16 protein-coding genes are annotated in these 19,164 nt (G+C 66.0%); 8 read left to right on the forward strand and 8 right to left on the reverse strand.

Going from position 1 to position 19,164, the window contains the following annotated elements; all coding sequences use genetic code 11:
* Positions 1 to 12 precede the first annotated feature (12 nt).
* The 3 genes from GM672_RS08950 (at position 13) to GM672_RS08960 (ending at position 2,525) form a co-directional block, all read left to right on the forward strand.
* Complete coding sequence (locus GM672_RS08950; protein WP_155470182.1) at positions 13 to 810, forward strand: right-handed parallel beta-helix repeat-containing protein; 798 nt, start codon at positions 13 to 15, stop codon at positions 808 to 810.
* 119 nt (positions 811 to 929) lie between these two features.
* The gene (locus GM672_RS08955) at positions 930 to 1,691 is read left to right on the forward strand and encodes a right-handed parallel beta-helix repeat-containing protein (protein WP_155470183.1); all 762 of its coding nucleotides are present in this window, start codon (positions 930 to 932) and stop codon (positions 1,689 to 1,691) included.
* 60 nt (positions 1,692 to 1,751) lie between these two features.
* The gene (locus GM672_RS08960; RefSeq protein WP_155470184.1) at positions 1,752 to 2,525 is read left to right on the forward strand and encodes a right-handed parallel beta-helix repeat-containing protein; all 774 of its coding nucleotides are present in this window, start codon (positions 1,752 to 1,754) and stop codon (positions 2,523 to 2,525) included.
* A 59-nt stretch (positions 2,526 to 2,584) separates the two neighbouring features.
* On the opposite strand, the gene GM672_RS08965 is transcribed toward GM672_RS08960, so the two are convergent.
* The 3 genes from GM672_RS08965 to GM672_RS08975 all read right to left on the reverse strand — a co-directional run bounded on the left by GM672_RS08965 (position 2,585) and on the right by GM672_RS08975 (position 6,849).
* A complete protein-coding gene (locus GM672_RS08965) occupies positions 2,585 to 4,045 on the reverse strand; it encodes a DEAD/DEAH box helicase (RefSeq protein WP_155470185.1) in 1,461 nt (486 codons plus the stop codon).
* 375 nt (positions 4,046 to 4,420) lie between these two features.
* Positions 4,421 to 5,212 carry an enoyl-ACP reductase FabI gene (fabI, locus tag GM672_RS08970; protein WP_155470186.1) on the reverse strand — a complete coding sequence of 264 codons (792 nt, stop codon included), beginning with the start codon at positions 5,210 to 5,212 and terminating at the stop codon, positions 4,421 to 4,423.
* A gap of 257 nt (positions 5,213 to 5,469) precedes the next feature.
* Positions 5,470 to 6,849 carry a transglycosylase SLT domain-containing protein gene (locus GM672_RS08975; protein WP_155470187.1) on the reverse strand — a complete coding sequence of 460 codons (1,380 nt, stop codon included), beginning with the start codon at positions 6,847 to 6,849 and terminating at the stop codon, positions 5,470 to 5,472.
* A gap of 290 nt (positions 6,850 to 7,139) precedes the next feature.
* Between GM672_RS08975 and GM672_RS08980 the strand changes: the two genes are divergently transcribed.
* Together GM672_RS08980 and GM672_RS08985 are read left to right on the forward strand one after the other, a co-directional pair.
* Complete coding sequence (locus tag GM672_RS08980) at positions 7,140 to 7,700, forward strand: DUF1415 domain-containing protein (protein ID WP_155470188.1); 561 nt, start codon at positions 7,140 to 7,142, stop codon at positions 7,698 to 7,700.
* Entirely contained in the window at positions 7,700 to 7,909 is a 210-nt protein-coding gene (locus tag GM672_RS08985; protein ID WP_155470189.1) for a DUF1289 domain-containing protein, read from the forward strand. Before GM672_RS08980 ends, GM672_RS08985 begins: the two co-directional genes overlap by 1 nt.
* A 188-nt stretch (positions 7,910 to 8,097) precedes the next feature.
* On the opposite strand, the gene GM672_RS08990 is transcribed toward GM672_RS08985, so the two are convergent.
* The gene (locus GM672_RS08990) at positions 8,098 to 8,604 is read right to left on the reverse strand and encodes a DUF1993 domain-containing protein (protein ID WP_155470190.1); all 507 of its coding nucleotides are present in this window, start codon (positions 8,602 to 8,604) and stop codon (positions 8,098 to 8,100) included.
* Positions 8,605 to 8,840: 236 nt separating this feature from the next.
* Between GM672_RS08990 and GM672_RS08995 the strand changes: the two genes are divergently transcribed.
* Both GM672_RS08995 and GM672_RS09000 read left to right on the forward strand, forming a co-directional pair.
* The gene (locus GM672_RS08995; protein ID WP_155470191.1) at positions 8,841 to 11,981 is read left to right on the forward strand and encodes an EAL domain-containing protein; all 3,141 of its coding nucleotides are present in this window, start codon (positions 8,841 to 8,843) and stop codon (positions 11,979 to 11,981) included.
* Positions 11,974 to 14,268 carry a xanthine dehydrogenase family protein molybdopterin-binding subunit gene (locus tag GM672_RS09000; protein ID WP_155470192.1) on the forward strand — a complete coding sequence of 765 codons (2,295 nt, stop codon included), beginning with the start codon at positions 11,974 to 11,976 and terminating at the stop codon, positions 14,266 to 14,268. Before GM672_RS08995 ends, GM672_RS09000 begins: the two co-directional genes overlap by 8 nt.
* A gap of 10 nt (positions 14,269 to 14,278) precedes the next feature.
* Here GM672_RS09000 and GM672_RS09005 read toward each other — a convergent pair whose 3' ends face one another.
* Positions 14,279 to 14,728, reverse strand: coding sequence for a DUF4019 domain-containing protein (locus GM672_RS09005; RefSeq protein WP_170299990.1), 450 nt, complete (start codon positions 14,726 to 14,728; stop codon positions 14,279 to 14,281).
* 260 nt (positions 14,729 to 14,988) lie between these two features.
* On the opposite strand from GM672_RS09005, the gene GM672_RS09010 reads away from it, so the two are divergent.
* Positions 14,989 to 17,052, forward strand: coding sequence for a GGDEF domain-containing protein (locus GM672_RS09010; RefSeq protein ID WP_155470194.1), 2,064 nt, complete (start codon positions 14,989 to 14,991; stop codon positions 17,050 to 17,052).
* Between the two features lie 35 nt (positions 17,053 to 17,087).
* On the opposite strand, the gene GM672_RS09015 is transcribed toward GM672_RS09010, so the two are convergent.
* From GM672_RS09015 to GM672_RS09025, 3 genes are all read right to left on the reverse strand, one after another.
* Positions 17,088 to 18,347, reverse strand: coding sequence for a cation:proton antiporter (locus GM672_RS09015; protein ID WP_155470195.1), 1,260 nt, complete (start codon positions 18,345 to 18,347; stop codon positions 17,088 to 17,090).
* A 66-nt stretch (positions 18,348 to 18,413) separates the two neighbouring features.
* Complete coding sequence (locus tag GM672_RS09020; RefSeq protein WP_155470196.1) at positions 18,414 to 18,890, reverse strand: GNAT family N-acetyltransferase; 477 nt, start codon at positions 18,888 to 18,890, stop codon at positions 18,414 to 18,416.
* Positions 18,891 to 18,906: 16 nt separating this feature from the next.
* Positions 18,907 to 19,164: hypothetical protein (locus GM672_RS09025; protein ID WP_211517342.1), on the reverse strand; the 258-nt coding region annotated here is incomplete at its 5' end.

Consider the following 19,164-nt stretch of genomic DNA (forward strand, 5'->3'; position numbering starts at 1 on the left):
AAGGAGCAACAAATGGACATTTCGCGCAGCATCATATCGGGTCTGGCAACGCTGGCGGCATTGGGCATGGCGGCTTTCTCGCCGGGCGCCGGCGCCGTCGATGGGGTGGTTCTGATCACGCAGGCCCGCGCACTGGCCGGTGGCGTGACCCCGGCGGACCTGCCCGGGTTTCCGGTCACGATCTCCGAGCCGGGAAGTTACCGCCTGGCTTCCGACCTGCGCGTGGCAACGCCGAATATCCCGGCTGTGGACTTGAGGGCCAACTACGTGGAGCTCGACCTGAACGGATTCACGATCTTCGGCCCGGGCAAGGGCTTCGGTACCGCAGCAGGCATCGAGGGGCATCCCGGCGGCGGGACGACCGGCGCAGCCGTCATCGTCAAGAATGGCTTCGTGCGGGATATGGGCGGTCACGGCATCTCCATCGACTCGGGAGCCACCATCGATCATGTCAGCAGCAGCAACAATGGCGTGGACGGCATGATCCTGACGACGGGAGCGCGCATCACCAACTGCGAAGCAAACGACAATGGCCGCCACGGTTTCCGTATCCTGATCGGACAGATCATTCATAGTCACGCGGGCGTCAACGGGGCGAGCGGTATCTACATCGAGTATGGCTCCAGCCTGGTCAGCGATAATGTGCTGGTGTTCAACCGCGAATGGGGGATTTTCGGGAATCCCGCCGGATTGGGCGGACCAAGCGGTTACAAGGGTAACGTCATCGCCAGCAGCGGCGCAGGCGCGGCCGGCGGGGCTCTTGTGGAATTGGGCCCGAACTTATGCCATGGGTCGACCGCCTGCCCGTAAGCGCAAGGCAGGGGCCCTTGGTCGAATCGCGTGGCTGTTCAGGTCCACACCCGGCGATCGGCGCTGGCCATTGGAAGACGCACCGGTTTGCTGGACCCGAGCGACATAAGGAGTCTGTCATGAACAATCCATCGCACGTCTTGTTCGCTATATTCGCCGCACTCGCGCTTTGCAGTTGCCCGCAACGGGCTGGCGCGGTCGATGGCGTCGTCGTGATCACGCAGGCTCGGGCGATTGCCGGCGGGGTGACACCCGGGGACGAGCCAGGCTTTCCCGTCACGATTTCCCAACCCGGCAGCTACCGCCTTGCATCCAACCTGCACGTGACGGCGAGTGAAACAGGTGCGATCGTACTGGCCGCCGATCACGTGGAAGTGGATCTGAACGGCTTCACCATCTTCGGCCCCGGCAAAGACAGCGGTCACTCGGCAGGAATCGGCGCCGAAAATTATCGCGGCAACTATGTTGTGCTACGCAACGGCGCTGTGCGCAGTATGGGCGGCGACGGCGTGTCCCTGGGCTGGTGGGTGGAAGTCGATGAAATGTCCAGCATGGAGAACGGCGGCAACGGCATTGCCATCACCGAGGGACGTGTAAGCCGGAGCCGTGCGATCAAGAACGGCCGCATAGGTTTCCTCCTGTACTCGACCAGCCAGATTACCCGTTCGATCGCCAGTGAAAATGGCAGGGCCGGCATAGTGCACTACGGCGGACTCATCAGCGACAGTATTATCCAGGGCAACATGGAAGCAGGCATCGAGTCGCATGGCAATGTTGCGTACTGGAGTAACCGGATCGACTTGAACCAGACAGGTAACGTGGTCGGCCCATCGCTGGAACTCGGTGCAAATATTTGCGGGCGGAGCACCGCCTGCCAGTGAACCCGCATCGTCGTCACGATGTCCGGGCTAACCACTTTGTTGTATTGAAAGGAAGAGATCATGTGCCGTGCTTCCAAACCGATCCGTGTAATGCCACTTGTCGCCGCCCTGATGTTGGCCGGCCCCGCGGGAACAGTGCACGCCGTCGATGGCGTCGTCCTGATCACGCAAGCGCGCGCGCTCGAGGGTGGCGTCACCCCGGGCGACGAGCCGGGCTTTCCCGTTACTATCTCGGAGCCCGGCAGCTACCGGCTCGCATCCGACCTTCGCGTGACAGTGCCGAGCGCCGGCGCTGTACTGGTGGCGTCCGCTCATGTGACACTCGATCTGAACGGCTTTACGATCTTCGGCATGCACAATGCCGGTTTTGGTATTGCTTATCGTAACGATGGCGACAACATGACGGTCGTGAAGAACGGCACGATTCGGGACGTGAACGCAGATGGTATCTACCTCGATGCCTTTGCGACGGTCAGCGATGTCGTCACCGCCTTGAATGGCGGCAGCGGTATGGTTGCGGGGCCATACGGTCTCATCACGAATTGCAAGGCCATCGGCAATCGCGGTGGTGGATTTTATGTAACGCGCTCCATCATTTCGAACAGTCAGGCGGGCCATAACGAAGGGCGTATCGAACCCGAGTCAGGTATCGTGGCCTCCGAGTCTCTCGTCCTTGACAGCCGCATCGATGGCAACCAGGTGTATGGCCTGGTTGCCGGGCGGTACACCGGCTACAGAGGAAATTATCTGGCGAACAATCGCTTGGGAGATCTCAGAAGTGGGCAGCGCATCCCATTGGGCCCCAATTCCTGCAGCCATGTCCTTTGTCGGTAATGACAAAAAAAACGCCGGGCTTCCACCCGGCGTTTCATGCATCGATCTAGGCTATCGGATCAGCGTTCGCCCCAAGGACGGCGCGGTGCGTCGGAACGCGGTGCGCTGTCGCGACGGAAGCCGCCGCCTTCCTTGCGGAAGGTGGTGCCTTCGGCGCTGCGGAAGGGCGCGCCTTCGCTGCGGAAGTGACCGCCTTCGCGCGGCGCGCCATCACGCGGTGCACCGGGCTTGCTGAAGCTGCGCTGGCCTGGCTTCGGGCCACGGCCTTCGCCTGGCTTCCAGCCTGGACGGGCAGCCGAGCGCGGTGGCGCCGTGCGCTTCGGCTCGAAACCTTCCACCACGTTGACGGGAATCGTCTGCTTGGTGAAACGCTCGATGCGCTTGACGTTCATGCCTTCGGCGTGGTTCACCAGCGAGATGGCGTGACCGTTGCGGCCGGCACGACCGGTGCGGCCGATACGGTGCACATAGTCTTCCGGGAACTTCGGCAGGTCGTAGTTGAACACGTGCGTGATGGTTGGCACGTCGATGCCGCGCGCTGCCACGTCCGTTGCGACCAGCACCTTGACGCTGCCGCGGCGCATGCTGTCGAGCGTACGGTTACGGGCGCCCTGGTGCATGTCGCCATGCAGTGCGGCGGCCGAGAAACCGGCGATGTTCAGGCGGTCGGCGATGGTGTCGGCGTCACGCTTGGTGGCGGTGAAGACGACGGCCTGGTCCAGCGACTCGTCGCGCAGCAGGTGATCGAGCAGGCGGTTCTTGTGCGACAGGTCGTCGACGAAGTGCACGCGCTGCGTGATGTTCTCATGCTTGTTGGCGGCCTGCATGATCTGGATGACCATCGGGTCCTTCGTGATACGGCGCGCCATATTGCCGACGACGCCGTCCAGCGTGGCCGAGAACAGCATGGTCTGGCGGTTGGCCGGGGTAGCGGCAACGATCTTCTCGATATCGTCGATGAAACCCATGTCGAGCATGCGGTCGGCTTCGTCCAGCACGAGGATCTGCAGCTGGGAGAAGTCGATCTTGCCCGATTCCATATGGTCGATCAGGCGGCCAGGCGTGGCGACGATGATTTCAGGATTGCGCGACAGCAGTTGCATCTGCTTCGGGTAAGGCATGCCGCCCAGGATCGACACGGCCTTGATGCGGCGCAGGTTGACGCTGTATTTGTCGGTATTCGTGGTGACCTGCAAGGCCAGTTCGCGGGTCGGGGTCAGCACCAGCATTTTTGGCTGGGCTGCCTTGAAGCGTGGGCGCTCGCCGCGTGCGGAAGCGGCCTGCTTTTCCTGGTTCGGCGTGCGGCCGGCCGCTTCCGGCTCGATTTCGGCGAGGCGGTGCAGCGAAGGCAGCATGAAGGCCGCCGTCTTGCCCGAGCCCGTTTGCGACGATACCAGCAGATCCTTGCCGGCGATGGCGGCCGGAACGGCCTGCTCTTGCACGGGGGTCGGCGCGGTGTAGCCGGCGTCAGTCAGGGCTTTCAGGATGGACGGGTTCAGGCCAAGTGTTTCAAAACTCATGTATATCTTTCGTAAAAATCAGCGTTCGCGCAAACGCGGAACGCAACATAGCAACGCCAACCAAACGAAATGACTCTAGACAGCAAGAATAGAAATTTCGGCACAAAAGCTTTGCGCCGGGACGGTGTCAGATTGCGACACGCTGGGGCGGGGGGCTTTTTATAAGCGCCAATTGAATGTCGGAAGTCTCGGTGGAAATCCGGTACACCAATGCGCGAAGGCTTGCGATGCTGCTTTTGTAAGTGCTTTGTTTTTGTTTTTGCGTGCTGCCTGTTGCAGCGCACAAACAACACTATAACCGATATCGGCCGACTCTGCACACTTATCTATTGCGTGCGTGCCCCGAAAGGGGCAAGCCGGCCGAATGGGGCGGTGTTATTGGTAATCCGTGGCGTTCAGGCCCATCACGTGCGAGAAGCCGCCGTCCACGTAGATGATGTCGCCCGTGATGCCCGATGCCAGGTCGGACAGCAGGAAGGCGGCCGTATTGCCCACTTCCTCGATCGTCACGTTGCGGCGCAGCGGCGCGTGGCTGGCGGCAAAGCCCAGCAGCTTGCCGAAGTCCTTGATGCCGGACGCGGCCAGCGTCTTGATGGGACCGGCGGAAATGCCGTTCGAGCGGATGCCCTTCTGGCCCAGGTTTTCCGCCAGGTAGCGTACCGACGCTTCCAGCGAGGCCTTGGCCAGGCCCATCGTGTTGTAGTAGGGGATGGCGCGCACGGCACCCAGGTAGGACAGGGTCAGCAGCGACGAGCCTTCCTTCAGCAGGGGCAGCGCGGCCTTGGCCATGGCCGGGAAGCTGTAGGCGGAGATGTCATGGGCGATGCGGAAGTTCTCGCGCGACAGGCCATCCAGGAACTCGCCGGCGATCGCTTCGCGCGGGGCAAAGCCGATGGCGTGCACCAGGCCGTCCAGCTGCTGCCATTCCTTGCCCAGGTCGGCGAACAGCGCCTCGATCTGCTCGTCGCTGCCGACGTCGCAGTCGAACACCAGCTTGCTGCCGAACTCGGCGGCGAAATCGGTGATGCGATCCTTGAAGCGCTCGCCCACGTAGGTGAACGCCAGCTCCGCGCCTTCGCGCTGGCATGCCTTGGCGATGCCGTAAGCGATCGAACGGTTCGACAGCAGGCCGGTGATGAGGATTTTTTTGCCTTGCAAGAAAGCCATGATTACTCCAGTTGCCTACGGTGCCCGGGTGGTGGCGGCGCCGTCAGTGTTGGTTGTTGTTCTGTTGGTGGAGGCGGCCCGACAAGCGCTGGTCCCGCTACCGCAAGTCCGAGATTGTAGGGTCTGAACGGCATGGCTGCAAGCTTGCTCATGTCACTGCGGGGCTGCAAGCCGCCCGTGCCCTGGGCGCCACGTGAAAAAGCCGCGCGGCCCGAAGGCGGCGCGGCTCCCTGGAGCATTCGCGGCTTGGCGGCGGCTCAGTTGCGGGTCCTGCGCTTGGACGACTTGGCCGCCTCGCTGCGCGACACCCGTGCCTTGACCAGCTTGATGGGCGACTTCCCCTTGCCGGCGCTGGCGCTGGCGCGTTTGTAATTGCTGCGCGGTGCGGCGCGCTCGGCCGTGTCGAGGGCGACAGTGGCGTTTTCCGCGATCTCGACGGGAATATCCAGGTTGGCGCTGGTGGACAGTTTCGGCACCAGGATGGTGGAGCCGGCTTTCAGCACGCCGCGCGACGGAATATTGTTGGCCTGGCGAATCACATCCGGCGTCGTGCGGAATTTCGACGCCAGCGAGGCGATGCTCTCCCGTGCGCCCGTCACCTTGTGCGTGGTCCACGTCGACAGGGCGCGGCCCCACTGGGCCAGGTTCAGGTGGAATTTCTCCGCGTTTTCCTTCGGCAGCAGGATCTGGGTCTGCTCGCCGCCCGTGATGACCGGGCGATTGAACTGCGGATTCAAGGCCTTGAATTCGTCCACCGACAATTCGGCCAGCTGGGCGGCGATGGTCAGGTCGATATCGCTGGTCTTGTCGACGGCCGTGAAATAGGCCTCGTTCTGGATCTGCGGCAGCGTCAGGCCATAGCGGGCCGGATTGGCCACGACGTTCTTCAGCGCCTGCAGCTTCGGCACGTAGTTGCGCGTCTCGGCCGGCATCAGTGCGGACAGACCCTCGAAATCGGTGGGCTTGCCGGCGGCGCGATTCTTGGCGATGGCCTTCTGCACCGAGCCTTCGCCCCAGTTGTAGGCCGCCAGCGCCAGTTGCCAGTCGCCGAACATGTCATACAGGCGCTGCAGGTAGGTCAGGGCCGCGTCGGTCGACGCCAGCACGGAACGGCGGTCGTCCTTGAAGGCATTCTGCTTCAGGTTGAAGTCGCGGCCCGTGCCGGGCACGAACTGCCACAGGCCTGCGGCATTGGCCGATGACAGCGCCTGCGGGTTGAAGGCCGATTCGACGAAGGGCAGCAAGGCCAGTTCCGTGGGCATATTGCGCTTTTCCAGTTCCGAGACCACGTGGAACAGGTACAGCGAGGCCCGCGCCGACGAGCGCGCCATATGATCGGGGCGCTCGGCATACCAGCTGGCATGACGGGCCACGAGGGAATTGTTCAGGTCGGGAATGGCATAACCGGAGCGGATGCGGTTCCACACATCCGTTTCGCGGAAGGCCTCTTCCGACGGTGCGGCCTTGATAACGTTCTTGGAAGGGGAGGCGAAAGAGGTGGCAACTTCCGTTGCGGGCGCCTTTGCGGCGGAGGACAGCGCGACCGGCGGCTGGGAGGTGGCGGATTCGACCGCCCCGCAGATCGCCGGAGCCGCGAGAATCAGCGCCGCCAGCAGTGGGGTGTACTTAGTTCGCATAGCTTTCCATTGTTGTCGTCAAATGAAGATCGGCTGGTTCCGCGAGTGAAGGCGAGGCTGATTCACTGCAGAGCTAACCGGACAGACTACCAATTTAAACGTGGAGTCTACGGGCCTTGTCGGGTCGCCGTCAAGAAATATGTCGGCACGGTTACAAATAAGATGGTCGGGAGACTTGTCGTTTTATACCGTAAAGATGTGCGCGAAATAACTAGAGATGACGGAAAATGGCAGAAGCGACAGCGATTGCGTAAAATGCGGGTTCGCATCTTAGATCAAGGAAGTTTCTTATGAGCACCCCCGCCGTGGACCACGCCGCCGCCATCGCCGCCACCCAGGACTGGCTGGAAAAGGCCGTCATCGGCCTGAACCTGTGCCCCTTCGCCAAGGCCGTCCACGTCAAGAAGCAGATCCGCTACGTCGTCTCGGACGCCACCACGCCGGAAGAGCTGCTGGAACTGTTGATGGACGAGCTGCAAAGGCTGGCCGACACGCCGGCTGAACAGGTGGACACGACCTTGATCATTCACCCATCCGTACTGTCAGACTTCGAGGACTACAATGAGTTCCTCGACGTTGCCGACGCGGCGCTGGAGGATATGGACCTGGTAGGCGAGCTGCAGGTCGCCAGCTTCCACCCGGACTATCAGTTCGCCGACACGGACAAGAACGACATCGGCAACTACACCAACCGCTCGCCATACCCGACCTTGCATCTGCTGCGCGAGGAAAGCGTCGAACGTGCCGTCGCCGCCTTCCCGGAGGCGGAGGAAATCTTCGAGAAGAATATCGAAACGATGGAACAGCTGGGTCACGAAGGCTGGGACAAGCTGTTCCCGCAGGGGCATTGATGGCCGGCAAAGAGCTATCCGACGGCGACCTGCCCGAGCGTCCGGACACCCCTTGCGTGGCGGTCTGCTCGACCACCTTCGACGACATCTGCCGCGGCTGCGGGCGCACCTATATGGAAGTGGCGCACTGGGTGTCGATGAGCCCGGAGCAAAAGGAGCTCGTCTGGCAGCGCATCACGGCCCAGGGCTATCCCCGCCGCAACGGCTGACGCCAGCCTTGCATCCGGTGTCAGCCACCTGAATCCATTGTCCGCCGAAAACATCCTGCTTCTAAACCGGTGTCAGACCGCTGCGGCGGACCGGCCGGTTTCAAGGCAACTGGTTTCCTGCGAGCAGCCACAGCCGGCGAACCAGGTGGCTGACACCGGATTCGCGGCCAGCGCTGCCGGCCTGCGGATCAGTAGGAGCCGATGAAGTCCTTCTTGCCGATCTCGATGCCGTTGTGGCGCAGGATGTCGTAGGCCGTGGTGGCGTGGAAGAAGAAGTGGGGCAGGGCGTAGTGCAGCAGGTAGGTCTGGCCCGTGAAGTGCTTGGTCTTCTCGCCGCTGCCGGTGGTGATGGCGCGGTTGGCGCTGTGTTCGATCTCGCCCTGCGGCAGGCTGTCCAGGAAGGCCAGCGTCCTGGCGATGCGGCCCTTCAGGTCGGCGAAGGTTTTTTCCGTGTCCTCGTAGGCGGGCACGTCCTGGCCGGCCAGGCGGGCGCCCGCGCCCTTGGCGAAGTCGGTGGCGATCTGGATCTGGCGGATGAAGGGCAGCATGTCCGGGTACAGGCGGTATTGCAACAGCGCGGCCGGATCGATCTTCTTCGCTTCGATATGGCTTTCCGCCTTGTCCAGGATGGCCGTCAGGCTGTTGAGGATTTGGCGAAACACGGGAAGGGACGCGGAATGCATGGAAAACGACATGGGTGAACTCCTCTGAAAGAGTGCGGATCATAGCAAGTCCGGCAAGAACGCGCGCGGCGCCAGCCTGCTGCCCCGGGCAGCGGCGCCTTGTCAGCTTGCTCAGCCGTTGTCGCCACGCGCCGCGCCGCGCGCATCCGGGTGACTCGGGCAGGGCTTTCCGTGCATAATTGCATCAGGAAAACAACCTCGACCTTTAACCCCGCAATGCCACCGACCCCCACCGGCCGCCCCACTGCATGACCACTCCGCCGAACAGCCCCCTGAGCCGGCTGCGCGCACGCCTGTCCGCGCTGTACGGCTCGTCGATCTATGGCTCGCTGCTGCTGGTCGTCTTCGTCGGCCTGGTGATTCCCGCCATTGTCGGCAGCTACCTCCTGATCGGCGTGCGCGAGCACCAGGCCGCGCGCACGGCGCTGGACGAAACCTTGCAGCGCAATGCCGACATCCTGGCCCTGGGCATGCAGGAATCGCTGTGGAACATGAACAGCGATTCGGCCCAGCTGCTGGCCGAATCGGTGATGCGCGACCGCTCCGTCGTGCAGGTGCAGGTGACGGGCCAGGCCGACAGCCCGTTCATCCACCTGACGTCGCCGGCCCGCCCGCTGGGCAACGTGGTGCGGGCCGAGCGTGACGTGTCGGTGCGGGGCGAACGCATCGGCCGCATCGTCGTCGAGATGGACGACGCCCGCAGCCGCCAGGAACTGCGCAGCAAGCAGCGCTCCCATATCTTCGTGCTGGCGGCCCAGCTGTCCGTGTCGCTGATGCTGATCATCCTGCTGCTGAACCGGCGCGTGATCCAGCCCCTGCGCAAGCTGATGCGGTTTTCGTCGCGCCTGTCGCAGGGCGACTTCACGACCCGGCTGGAACTGCGCGGCGAGGATGAACTGGGGCGCCTGGCCGGCCAGCTGGAACTGACGCGCGACGCCATCGGCCGCCTGTTCGAGGACGTGCGCCTGCGCGAGGAACGCTTCCGCACCATCGTCACGCAAGTGCCGGGTGCCGTGTTCCGCTACCGCCCGGACGGGCCGATCGAATTCGTCAGCGATGCCATCGAGGGCATCTCCGGCTACAGCGCGGCCCAGCTGATGGGCGGCACGACCCACGCGTGGGCCAACCTGGTCACGCCGGAAGACCGCCGCTTCCAGCGCAACGCCGTACGCCAGGCCATCGCCGAGCACCGCCCCTACGAAACGGAGTACCGCATCATCGACGCCACCGGCACCCAGCGCTGGGTGCAGGAAGTGGGCCAGCCGCAGGTGGGCGCGGACGGCACGCCATGGGTCGACGGCATCCTGTCCGATATCAGCGAACGCAAGGACAACGAGGTGCGTATCGAGGCCCTGCTGGCCGAGCAGAGCGCCATCCTGGACAACGTCATGTTCGGCGTCAGCTTCATCCGCCATCGCACCATCATGTCCGTCAACCGTCGGTGCGAGCAGCTGTTCGGCTACGATCCGGGCGAGATGGTGGGCAAGTCCACCGCCATATTCTTCCCCACCCCCGAGGATTACGAGCGGGCCGGCGCGCGCCAGTATCCCACCCTGGGCCAGGGCGAGTACTACAACGAGGAGCGCCAGTACCGCCGCCGCGACGGCTCGCTGTTCTGGTGCCTGGTGAGCGGCTGCGCGATCGACCAGAAGCACCCGCACGACGGCAGCATCTGGGTGTATGCGGACGTCACCGAACGCAAGGAGGCGGAGGAAAAACTGCGCCTGTCCGCCACGGTGCTGGAACATATCGGCGACGCCGTGATGGTGGTCGACGCGGGCGGCACCATCGTCGCCGTCAATCCCGCCTTCACGCAGATCACCGGTTACACCGAGGGCGAGGCGCTGGGCCACGACCTGGGCCTGACGCGTTCGAGTCGGCATGACGACACCCCCGGTCCCCGGCTGTGGGGCGAGCTGGTCGAATCGGGCTACTGGCGCGGCGAACTGTGGTGCGTGCGCAAGAACGGCGAGGAATTCCTGGAAGAGCTGACCCTGACGGCCGTGCGGGACGCGGCCGGCACCGTCACGCACTACGTCGGCGTCTTCAGCGACATCACGCAGCTCAAGCAGTCGCAGGACAAGCTCGATCACATGGCGCACCACGATCCGCTGACGCAACTGCCGAACCGCTCGCTGTTCAACGACCGCCTGCAGCACGCCATTGACAGGGCCGGCCGCGCCGGCGAGCAACTGGCCCTGCTGTTCATCGACCTGGACCGCTTCAAGAACGTCAACGACACCCTGGGCCACCATGTCGGCGACGAGCTGCTCCAGCAGGTGGCGCGCGCGCTGGCCAGCCACCTGCGCGAAGGCGACACGCTGGCGCGCCTGGGCGGCGACGAATTCGTCGTGCTGCTCGAGGACATCGACGGCCAGTATGGCGCCTCGCTGGTGGCGCAGAAGCTGGTCGAGATGTTCGAGCAGCCCTTCCTGGTGGCGGGGCACGAGCTGTTCGTCACCTGCAGCGCCGGCGTCAGCCTGTACCCGGCCGACGCGGCCGACCTGAATATCCTGATCCGCAATGCCGACGTGGCCATGTACCAGGCCAAGGCGCGCGGGCGCAACGGCTACCGCTTCTACGCGCCCGAGATGTCCGGCGAAGGCGTGGCGCGCCTGCACCTGGAAACCTACCTGCGCCGCTCGATCGAGAAGGACGAGATCTTCCTGCACTACCAGCCGCAGGTGGAGATCGACACGGGCCGCCTGACGGGGGTGGAGGCGCTGGTGCGGTGGAACCACCCGGAACTGGGCCTGGTGCCGCCGTTCCGCTTCATTCCGCTGGCCGAGGACACGGGCTTCATCAATCAGCTGGGCCAATGGGTGCTGCACGAGGCGTGCCGCCAGATGGTGCGCTGGCAGGAGGCCGGGCTGGAGGTGCCGAAGATCGCCGTCAACCTGTCGGTGCGCCAGTTCGAGCGCGGCACCATCGTCGGCATGGTGGGCGAGATCCTGCGCGAGACGGGGCTGGCGCCGCACCGGCTGCAGCTGGAGGTGACGGAGTCCGTCATCATGAACACGGGCGACGCGCTGGCCTTCATCAACGACCTGCACGCCATCGGCGTGTCGCTGGCGATCGACGATTTCGGCACGGGGTATTCGTCGCTGGCCTACCTGAAGCAGATGCCGGTGCAGACCCTGAAGATCGACCGTTCCTTCATCAAGGACATCTCGACCGACGCCAATGACGAGGCCATCGTCATCGCCATCATCCAGCTGGGCAAGAGCATGAACCTGTCCGTCATCGCCGAAGGGGTGGAGACGGAGCAGCAGGCCGCCTTCCTGGCGCGGCACGGCTGCAACCTGGCCCAGGGCTATTACTACAGCCGGCCCGTGACGCCGGATGACATCCTCCAACGCTGGCAGCAACGGGACGATAACGATGAATGACCTGGAGCACGTCAAGCCGGCAGCAGCGCCGAAGAAACCTGCGCGCCGGCGCTTCCTGCTGAGCGGTGCCGGCCTGGCCGGCGCCCTGCTGGTGGGCTGGGGCGTGACGCCGCCGCGCCAGCGCCTGATGGCCCAGGCGCCGCTGCCCGTGCAGGACGGCGCCGTGGCGCTGAACGGCTGGGTCGCCATCGCGCCGGACAACACCGTGTCCGTCGTCGTGCCGCGCGCCGAAATGGGGCAGGGCGTCAGCACGGCGCTGCCGATGCTGGTGGCCGAGGAACTGGACGTGCCGCTGGCGTCGGTGCGCATCCTGCAGGCGCCGATCGACAAGATCTATGCCAACGTGGCCGTGATGCGCGAGAACCTGCCGTTCCACCCGGACGACACGGGCAACACCCGCGCCGTGACGCAGTGGGCCCTGGCCAAGGTGGCGCGCGAACTGGGCATCAACCTGACGGGCGGCTCCTCGTCGGTCAAGGACCTGTGGCTGCCGATGCGCGAGGCCGGCGCCACCGCGCGCGGCCTGCTGATCGCCGCCGCCAGCAGCACATGGCAGGTGCCGCCAGGACAGGTGCGCACGCAGGACGGCCACCTGTTCCACGACGCCAGCGGCCGCAAGGCCAGCTACGGCAGCTTCGCCGCGGCGGCGGCGCAGGCCACGCCCGTCGAGGTGCCGCTGAAGGCGCCGCACGCGTTCCGCCTGATCGGCCATGCCGCGCCGCGCCGCGACAGCCGCATCAAGGTCGACGGCAGCGCGCGCTTCGGCATCGACGCGCGCCCCGAAGGCATGGTGTACGCGGCGCTGCGGATGTCGCCCACCATCGGCGGCACCATCGCCGGCGTCAGCCCGGTGCCGGTGCTGGCCATGCCCGGCGTGCTGAGCGTGATCGACTTTTCCGGCGCGCTGGAGGGCCAGACCGGTGCCCAGGCCGGCGTCGCCGTCGTGGCGCACACCTTCTGGCAGGCGCGCCAGGCCGCCGCGGCGCTGTCGATCCGCTGGGATGAAGGGCCGCACGCGGCGCTGTCCACCGCGACGCTGTTCGAACAGATGGCGGCCGCGCTCGACGGCGACGACGAGCACGTGTACCACAGCCGCGGCGATATCGCGGCGGCCCATGAGGGCGCGAAGGTGATCCGGGCCGAGTACCGTGCGCCACTGCTGGCCCATGCGGCGATGGAGCCGGTCAACTGCACGGCCCAGGTCAGCGGCGGCAAGGTGCGGCTGTGGCTGTCCACCCAGGTGCCCACCATCGCCGTCGACATCGCCGCGAAGGTGGCCGGCGTGGCCGTGGCCGACGTCGAGCTGCACGAACACCTGATCGGCGGCGGCTTCGGGCGCCGGCTGGAAGTCGACATGGTGGCCCAGGCCGTGGCCATCGCCCTGCAGTGCCAGGGCCGCCCGGTGCAGGTGATCTGGTCGCGCGAGGACGATATCATGCACGACGTGTACCGCCCGGCCGCGCTGGCGCGGCTGGAAGGCACGCTCGATGGCACCGGCACGATCCGGTCGTGGAGCAGCCGCGGGGCCAGCGGCGCCCTGGGTCACCAGTTCGTGCGCCGCAACCTGGGGCTGCCGGCGGCGGGGCCGGACAAGACCACCGTCGAAGGAGGCTACGACATGCAGTACGCCATCGCCCACCAGCGTATCGCCCACAGTGCCATCGACAGCGCCGTCCCGCTGGGGAACTGGCGTTCCGTGGGCCATTCGCAGAATGCCTTCTTCAAGGAGAGCTTCGTCGACGAACTGGCCCATGCGGCCGGCAAGGACCCGGTGGCCCTGCGCCGCGACATGCTGGCCGGGCATCCGCGCCAGCTGGCCGTGCTCGATGCCGCCGTGCGCCGTGCCGGCAGCGCGCCGCCGGGCCGGGCCCATGGCGTGGCGCTGCACCAGAGTTACGGCTCGATCGTGGCGCAGGTGGCCGAAGTGTCGGTGGAGGGCGGCGAAATCCGCGTGCACCGCGTCGTCTGCGCGATCGACTGCGGCATCGCCGTCAATCCCAACCTGGTGGCGCAGCAGATGGAGTCCTCCGTCATCTTCGGCCTGTCGGCCGCGCTGGCGGGCGAGATCACCGTCACCGGCGGCAAGATCGACCAGGGCAATTTCGGCGACTACCCCGTGCTGCGCATGCCCCAGGCGCCGCGGGTGGAAACCGTCATCAGCCTGAGCAGCGAGCCGCCCGAGGGCGTCGGCGAGCCGGGCGTGCCGCCGGTGGCGCCGGCGGTGGCCAACGCCGTCTTCAAGCTGACGGGGCAAAGGCTGCGCAGCCTGCCCCTGCGCCTAAGCTGACGGCATCGCTTCAGCGGATCTGGTAGCCGGACACGCGCCAGCTGCCATCCTGGTCCAGCATCGGCGTGATCGTCTCGACGGCGCTTTCCTTGTTGGCGAACTGGGTGCTGTATTGCAGCACCACGTACTGGCCGTCCGGCGCGCCCGGCAAGGTGCGCTGGAAGGTGGCCGACTGCAGGGCCCGTTCACCGGCCGCGCCCAGTGGCGTGCGCACGGCGCGCATGCTGGCTTCCCACTGGGCCTGCGTGACGACGCTGCGGAAGGGGCCGGCCGCGTCGCGCCAGGTGGCGGCGTAATTGCCGGAATCGGCCTGGGCCAGCCAGCGCTCGGCGGCTTCCTGGGCGTCGGCCAGCGACTGCGGTTCCTGCGCCAGGCCCGGGGCCGTGGCAAAAGCGAGGACCGCCGCCACGGCATACAGGGCGGCACGACGGGTGAGGCGGCTGCGGGGAATCGTGCTCATCTCGAACTCCGGTCTTTGTCTTATCGATAAGTTTAGCAGCATTGCGTTGCGCCGCACGCCTGCGGATGGCGCCCGGCCCGGCGCAACGGCAATCACTGCTTGATTTCCGAGTGGCAATTATTCATACTGTTTGACATGCCGCCGCCCCGACCCAGCCACGGTTTGCACTGTCGCCCGATGTTCCATCGCCCGGCATCCAGATCGCGCCCACGGCGCGGCACACCCGAATCGCGCCTTGGCCGCTGCCGGCGCCCCCTGCCATGAACGTATTGTCTTCCTTCGCCCCGCGCCGGGCCAGCATGCTGGCGGGCACTGTCCTGCTGGCTGCGGCACTGCACGCGCCCGCCGTGCGCGCCGACGAGGCCGCGATCCTGGCCGAGCTGCGCGCCATCGTCGAACTGTCCTACAGCGCCAACCAGGCCGCCGCGAAACGGCTCGAAGCGGTGCGCGCCGGCCTGCCGGACAATATGCCCTACCGCGTCCACCGCGAGCTGCTGCTGGCCCGGCATACCTTGCAGAGCGACGCCGGCCAGCTGGACGAGGCCTACGAGACCCTGGAAAGCCTGCGCGAGCTGGCCAAGGCCAACGGCGACGCCGGCACCGTGGCGCTGGCCCGGCTGGGGCGCGTCGACCGCCTGATGGACCAGGGCAAGCCAATGCAGGCGCTGGCGGCGCTGGACGCGCTGCGGCCCGAGATCGGCGCGCATCCGGACCCGGCCCTGCAGACCCGGCTCGACATCGCCTACGGCCTGGCCTACAACGACACCACCCAGTTCGACAAGGCATTGGGGCATTACCTGAACGCGCTGAAGCTGGCCGAAGGCAGTGGCGCAGCCACTCTGCGCTCGCGCCTGGACACCATCGCGCTGATCAGCCGGCTGTACATCAACATGAAGAACGCCGAAAAGGGGCTGGAGATGGCAACGGCGGCGCTGCAGGCCTACCGCGGCACGATGCCGCCGCGCTTCAAGGCCCGGCTGATCTTCGCCCAGGGCTGCGCTTACGTCGTCCTGGGCCGCAACGCCGAGGGCCTGGCCGCCTTCGAAGCGGCGCTGGCGACGGCCGAGGAAGCCGGCCTGGCCACGATGGAAGCCTCGATCCTCGGCAATATCGCCGACCACTACCTGCACGGCAAGGAATACGCCAAGGCCGAGACGGCGGCGCGCAAGGCCCTGGTCAAGTCGCTGCAGGTGAACGACGCAGGCGCAACGATGATGGCCAAGGCCAACCTGGGCTTCGCCCTGGGCGGGCAAGGCCGGATCGATGCGGCCGAGCCGTACGTACACGAGGTCATCGCAGCGCTGCGCGCGGCCAAGGCAACCGGTGACCTGGTCAACATGCTGGACGAGACCAGCCGCATGTTCGAAAGCGCCGGCCGCACGCGCGAGGCGCTGGCCTACGTACGCGAACAGCAGGCGGTGCAAAGCGGCATGCTGCGCTCGGAGCGCGACCAGGCCGTCGCCGCCCTGCAGGAAAAATTCGAGGCGGACCGGCGCCAGCGCCAGATCGACCAGCTGGCACGCGACAACCAGCTGAAGGACGCCGTCATCAGCGGCAAGCGCCAGGAACAGTGGATCATCGGCCTGTGCGCCGCGCTGTTGCTGGCAGCCGGTGTCTTCGTCTACATCCAGTATCGCCGCGCCCGGGGCGCCAACGCCGAGCTGGAACGGCTGAACGCGCGACTGGAATTCCACGCCACCCGCGATCCGCTGACGGGCCTGTACAACCGCCGCTTCTTCCTGGACCGGATGCAGGGCCGGGCCGGCATGGCCGAAGCGGAGCGGCGCCAGATGCGCGCGGCCGGCGTCGATGCCATCACCTTGATCGACATCGACCACTTCAAGCAGATCAACGACCGCTGGGGCCACGTGGTGGGCGACCGCACCCTGGTCGAGGTGGCGCGCCGCCTGACGGACGCCGTGCGCGGCACCGACATGGTGCTGCGCTGGGGTGGCGAGGAGTTCCTGATCTTCTCGCCATCGATGCCGGCCGGCCAGCTGCAGCCGATGCTGGAGCGCCTGCTGCACGGCGTGGGTGCCAAGCCGGTCGATTGCGGCGACGTGCAGGTGCCCGTGAAGATCAGCGCCGGCACGGTGCCGATGCCGTTCTGCGATTTCCCGGAATCCCAGTTCGGCTGGGAAAAGGCAGTGCAGCTGGCCGACATGGCGCTGTACCACGCCAAGTCGCACGGGCGAAACCGCGCCGTCATCGTCGACGGCCTGGCCGAGCCGGCCCGGGTTTCGCTGGCGCGTGCGGAAAGCGATTTCGATGGCGCGGTGGCGCAGGCGGCCGTGATGACGACGACCGTGGCGGGGCCGGACTGACGACAGCCACGCCAGGCCGGGCCCCGCCCGATGGGCTAGCGCGGACCGGGCGAGAGCACTTCGCGCGGGCTGCCCAGCACGACCGGTTCGTGCGCGCGCCGGTCCAGCAGTAAACGGCTCAGCGGCAAGGTAATGAAGGTCGAGATCAGCGCCATCGTTGCCAGGGCGGAGAACAACTCCCTGCCCAGGATGCCGGCGTCGAGCAGGATATTGATGGCGATCAGTTCCATCAGGCCCTTGCACTGCATCAGGCTCCCCATGGCCAGGCTCTGACGCCAGCGCAGGCCACCCAGGCGTGCCGTGATGGCCACCATCACCATCTTGCCCAGGATCGCCACCGACGTCACCAGCACGACCTGTTCCCAGAACTGGGGACTGTGCAGGTCGATGCTCAGGCGCAGGCCCGTCAGGATGAAGAACGGCGGCAGCAGCAGTACGTGGGTCACCTGGTCCAGGTAGCTGCGGCAGGCGTTGACGGCCGCCTTCGGCAGGATGGCGCCGGCGACGAAGGCGCCGAAGATCGAATGCAGGCCGATGATGCCCGTGGCGACGGCCGACAGCAGGATGACGCTGACCACGACGATAAAGCTGTCCGCGTCGGCCGGATTGGCGCGGGCATCGAAATACCGGCGCAGCGCGGGCCTGACCGCACCGGCCATGACGGCCAGGTACACGCACAGGCCGCCGAACAGCTGCCATGGAATGCCCGCCGCCGCCCTGCCGAACGACAGGATGACGGCCATCCCCAGCCACAGCCACAGGTCGTCCAGTACCGCGCAACTCATCGCCATCTTGCCGATCGACGTGTGGGCGATGCCGCCCTGTCGCACGATGGCGGCCAGCACGGGCAGCGCCGTGACGGACAGGGCCAGGCCGATCGAGGATGCAAACACCCATGGCCGGGCCGCCGGCCCCACGGCCTGCGGATACAGCTGTGCCAGCGCGAAACCGAGGGCCGTGCCCAGCAGGCAGGTGCCGGCAAAGCCGGCGATGCTGATCGCCAGGACCTGCCAGCGGTCCCGCCCGGACACCCGGGGCACCGATTCGGAGCCGGCCGTGGCCACCAGCATGACGACGCCCAGCCAGCCCAGGCCTTCGAGCGAACTGGCAAGGGTACCGCTGCTCCAATCGATCTGGCGTGCCTGCAGCCATTCGACCGCGCCGCTGAGCTTGAGCGCGAAGCCGAAGGCCAACTGCAGGAAGACCAGCGGCAGCAGCTTGTTGATGTTGAAAAATCTGCTGAGCAGGGTCGGGATCAGCAGGAAGATCAGCAAGGAGATAAGGAAGGCAGTCATTCTTGTTCCTGTAGGACGTCGTTTTCGCGGTACATGGCATGCGCCGGTGGCGGCGCATGCCGCGCCTCAGCGGCCCGTTTCGCGCCCGGCCCCGGGCGCATCCACCGACCAGTGTTTCCACATCAGGTATTCGACGTGGCTGTCGACCCCCGCTTCGTCCGGCATGATCGGTATCGTCGCGTAGGTCTCATAGCCACGCCGGCGGTACAAGGCGTAGCCGGGCTGGAAATCGGAGGTGGCCAAGCGGCTGCGGCAGACGCCGCGGGCCGCGGCAAAGGCCTCGATCCGCTCCAGCAGCGTCGTGCCGATGCGGCGACGGCGCTGTGCGTCGTCCACCCACAGCATGTTTACGTACAGCCAGCCGAACTGCAGCCAGCCGTGCACCGCGCCCAGCAGCTTGCCGTCGTCGCCATGGGCCGCGACCATGATCGTGGTGGCCCCGTACTCGCCGATGGCGGACTCGTTGAACGCCTTCAGGGCAGTGCGCAGCGGCTCGACTTGCTCCGCGTCCGGCTGGACGAATTCTTCAAACAGGATGGTCATTGATGGTGAACCTTGTTTATCGGGTTAATGATTGATTGATTGATTCATTGATTGATGGTTCTTCCGCGACGGCGGGCGCCGTGGGGGACGTCGCGTCGCGGACCGAGCCTGCTGGACGCACCCGCGCCAGCAGGGCCTCCGGCAACGTGGCCAGTTCTTCCAGCATTTTCGCCAGCAAGGCGCGACGCTGGGCCGGGGCATCGGCGCAGTCGCCGCCGCCATCGCCGTCGTTGTCGTCCGCCGCCACCGCTGCCGCCGTCGCCGGCGGTGCCCC

It is taken from the genome of Pseudoduganella buxea (genome assembly GCF_009720835.1).
GTDB lineage: Bacteria > Pseudomonadota > Gammaproteobacteria > Burkholderiales > Burkholderiaceae_D > Rugamonas > Rugamonas buxea.

Coding starts and splice junctions, on each gene's coding strand:
- GM672_RS09010 (WP_155470194.1), top strand. CDS start 14,989: ATGAACGTATTGTCTTCCTTCGCCCCGCGCCGGGCCAGCATGCTGGCG.
- GM672_RS09000 (WP_155470192.1), top strand. CDS start 11,974: ATGAATGACCTGGAGCACGTCAAGCCGGCAGCAGCGCCGAAGAAACCT.
- GM672_RS08955 (WP_155470183.1), top strand. CDS start 930: ATGAACAATCCATCGCACGTCTTGTTCGCTATATTCGCCGCACTCGCG.
- GM672_RS08980 (WP_155470188.1), top strand. CDS start 7,140: ATGAGCACCCCCGCCGTGGACCACGCCGCCGCCATCGCCGCCACCCAG.
- fabI (WP_155470186.1), bottom strand. CDS start 5,212: ATGGCTTTCTTGCAAGGCAAAAAAATCCTCATCACCGGCCTGCTGTCG.
- GM672_RS08965 (WP_155470185.1), bottom strand. CDS start 4,045: ATGAGTTTTGAAACACTTGGCCTGAACCCGTCCATCCTGAAAGCCCTG.
- GM672_RS08990 (WP_155470190.1), bottom strand. CDS start 8,604: ATGTCGTTTTCCATGCATTCCGCGTCCCTTCCCGTGTTTCGCCAAATC.
- GM672_RS08985 (WP_155470189.1), top strand. CDS start 7,700: ATGGCCGGCAAAGAGCTATCCGACGGCGACCTGCCCGAGCGTCCGGAC.
- GM672_RS08995 (WP_155470191.1), top strand. CDS start 8,841: ATGACCACTCCGCCGAACAGCCCCCTGAGCCGGCTGCGCGCACGCCTG.
- GM672_RS09020 (WP_155470196.1), bottom strand. CDS start 18,890: ATGACCATCCTGTTTGAAGAATTCGTCCAGCCGGACGCGGAGCAAGTC.
- GM672_RS09015 (WP_155470195.1), bottom strand. CDS start 18,347: ATGACTGCCTTCCTTATCTCCTTGCTGATCTTCCTGCTGATCCCGACC.
- GM672_RS08960 (WP_155470184.1), top strand. CDS start 1,752: ATGTGCCGTGCTTCCAAACCGATCCGTGTAATGCCACTTGTCGCCGCC.
- GM672_RS08950 (WP_155470182.1), top strand. CDS start 13: ATGGACATTTCGCGCAGCATCATATCGGGTCTGGCAACGCTGGCGGCA.
- GM672_RS08975 (WP_155470187.1), bottom strand. CDS start 6,849: ATGCGAACTAAGTACACCCCACTGCTGGCGGCGCTGATTCTCGCGGCT.
- GM672_RS09005 (WP_170299990.1), bottom strand. CDS start 14,728: ATGAGCACGATTCCCCGCAGCCGCCTCACCCGTCGTGCCGCCCTGTAT.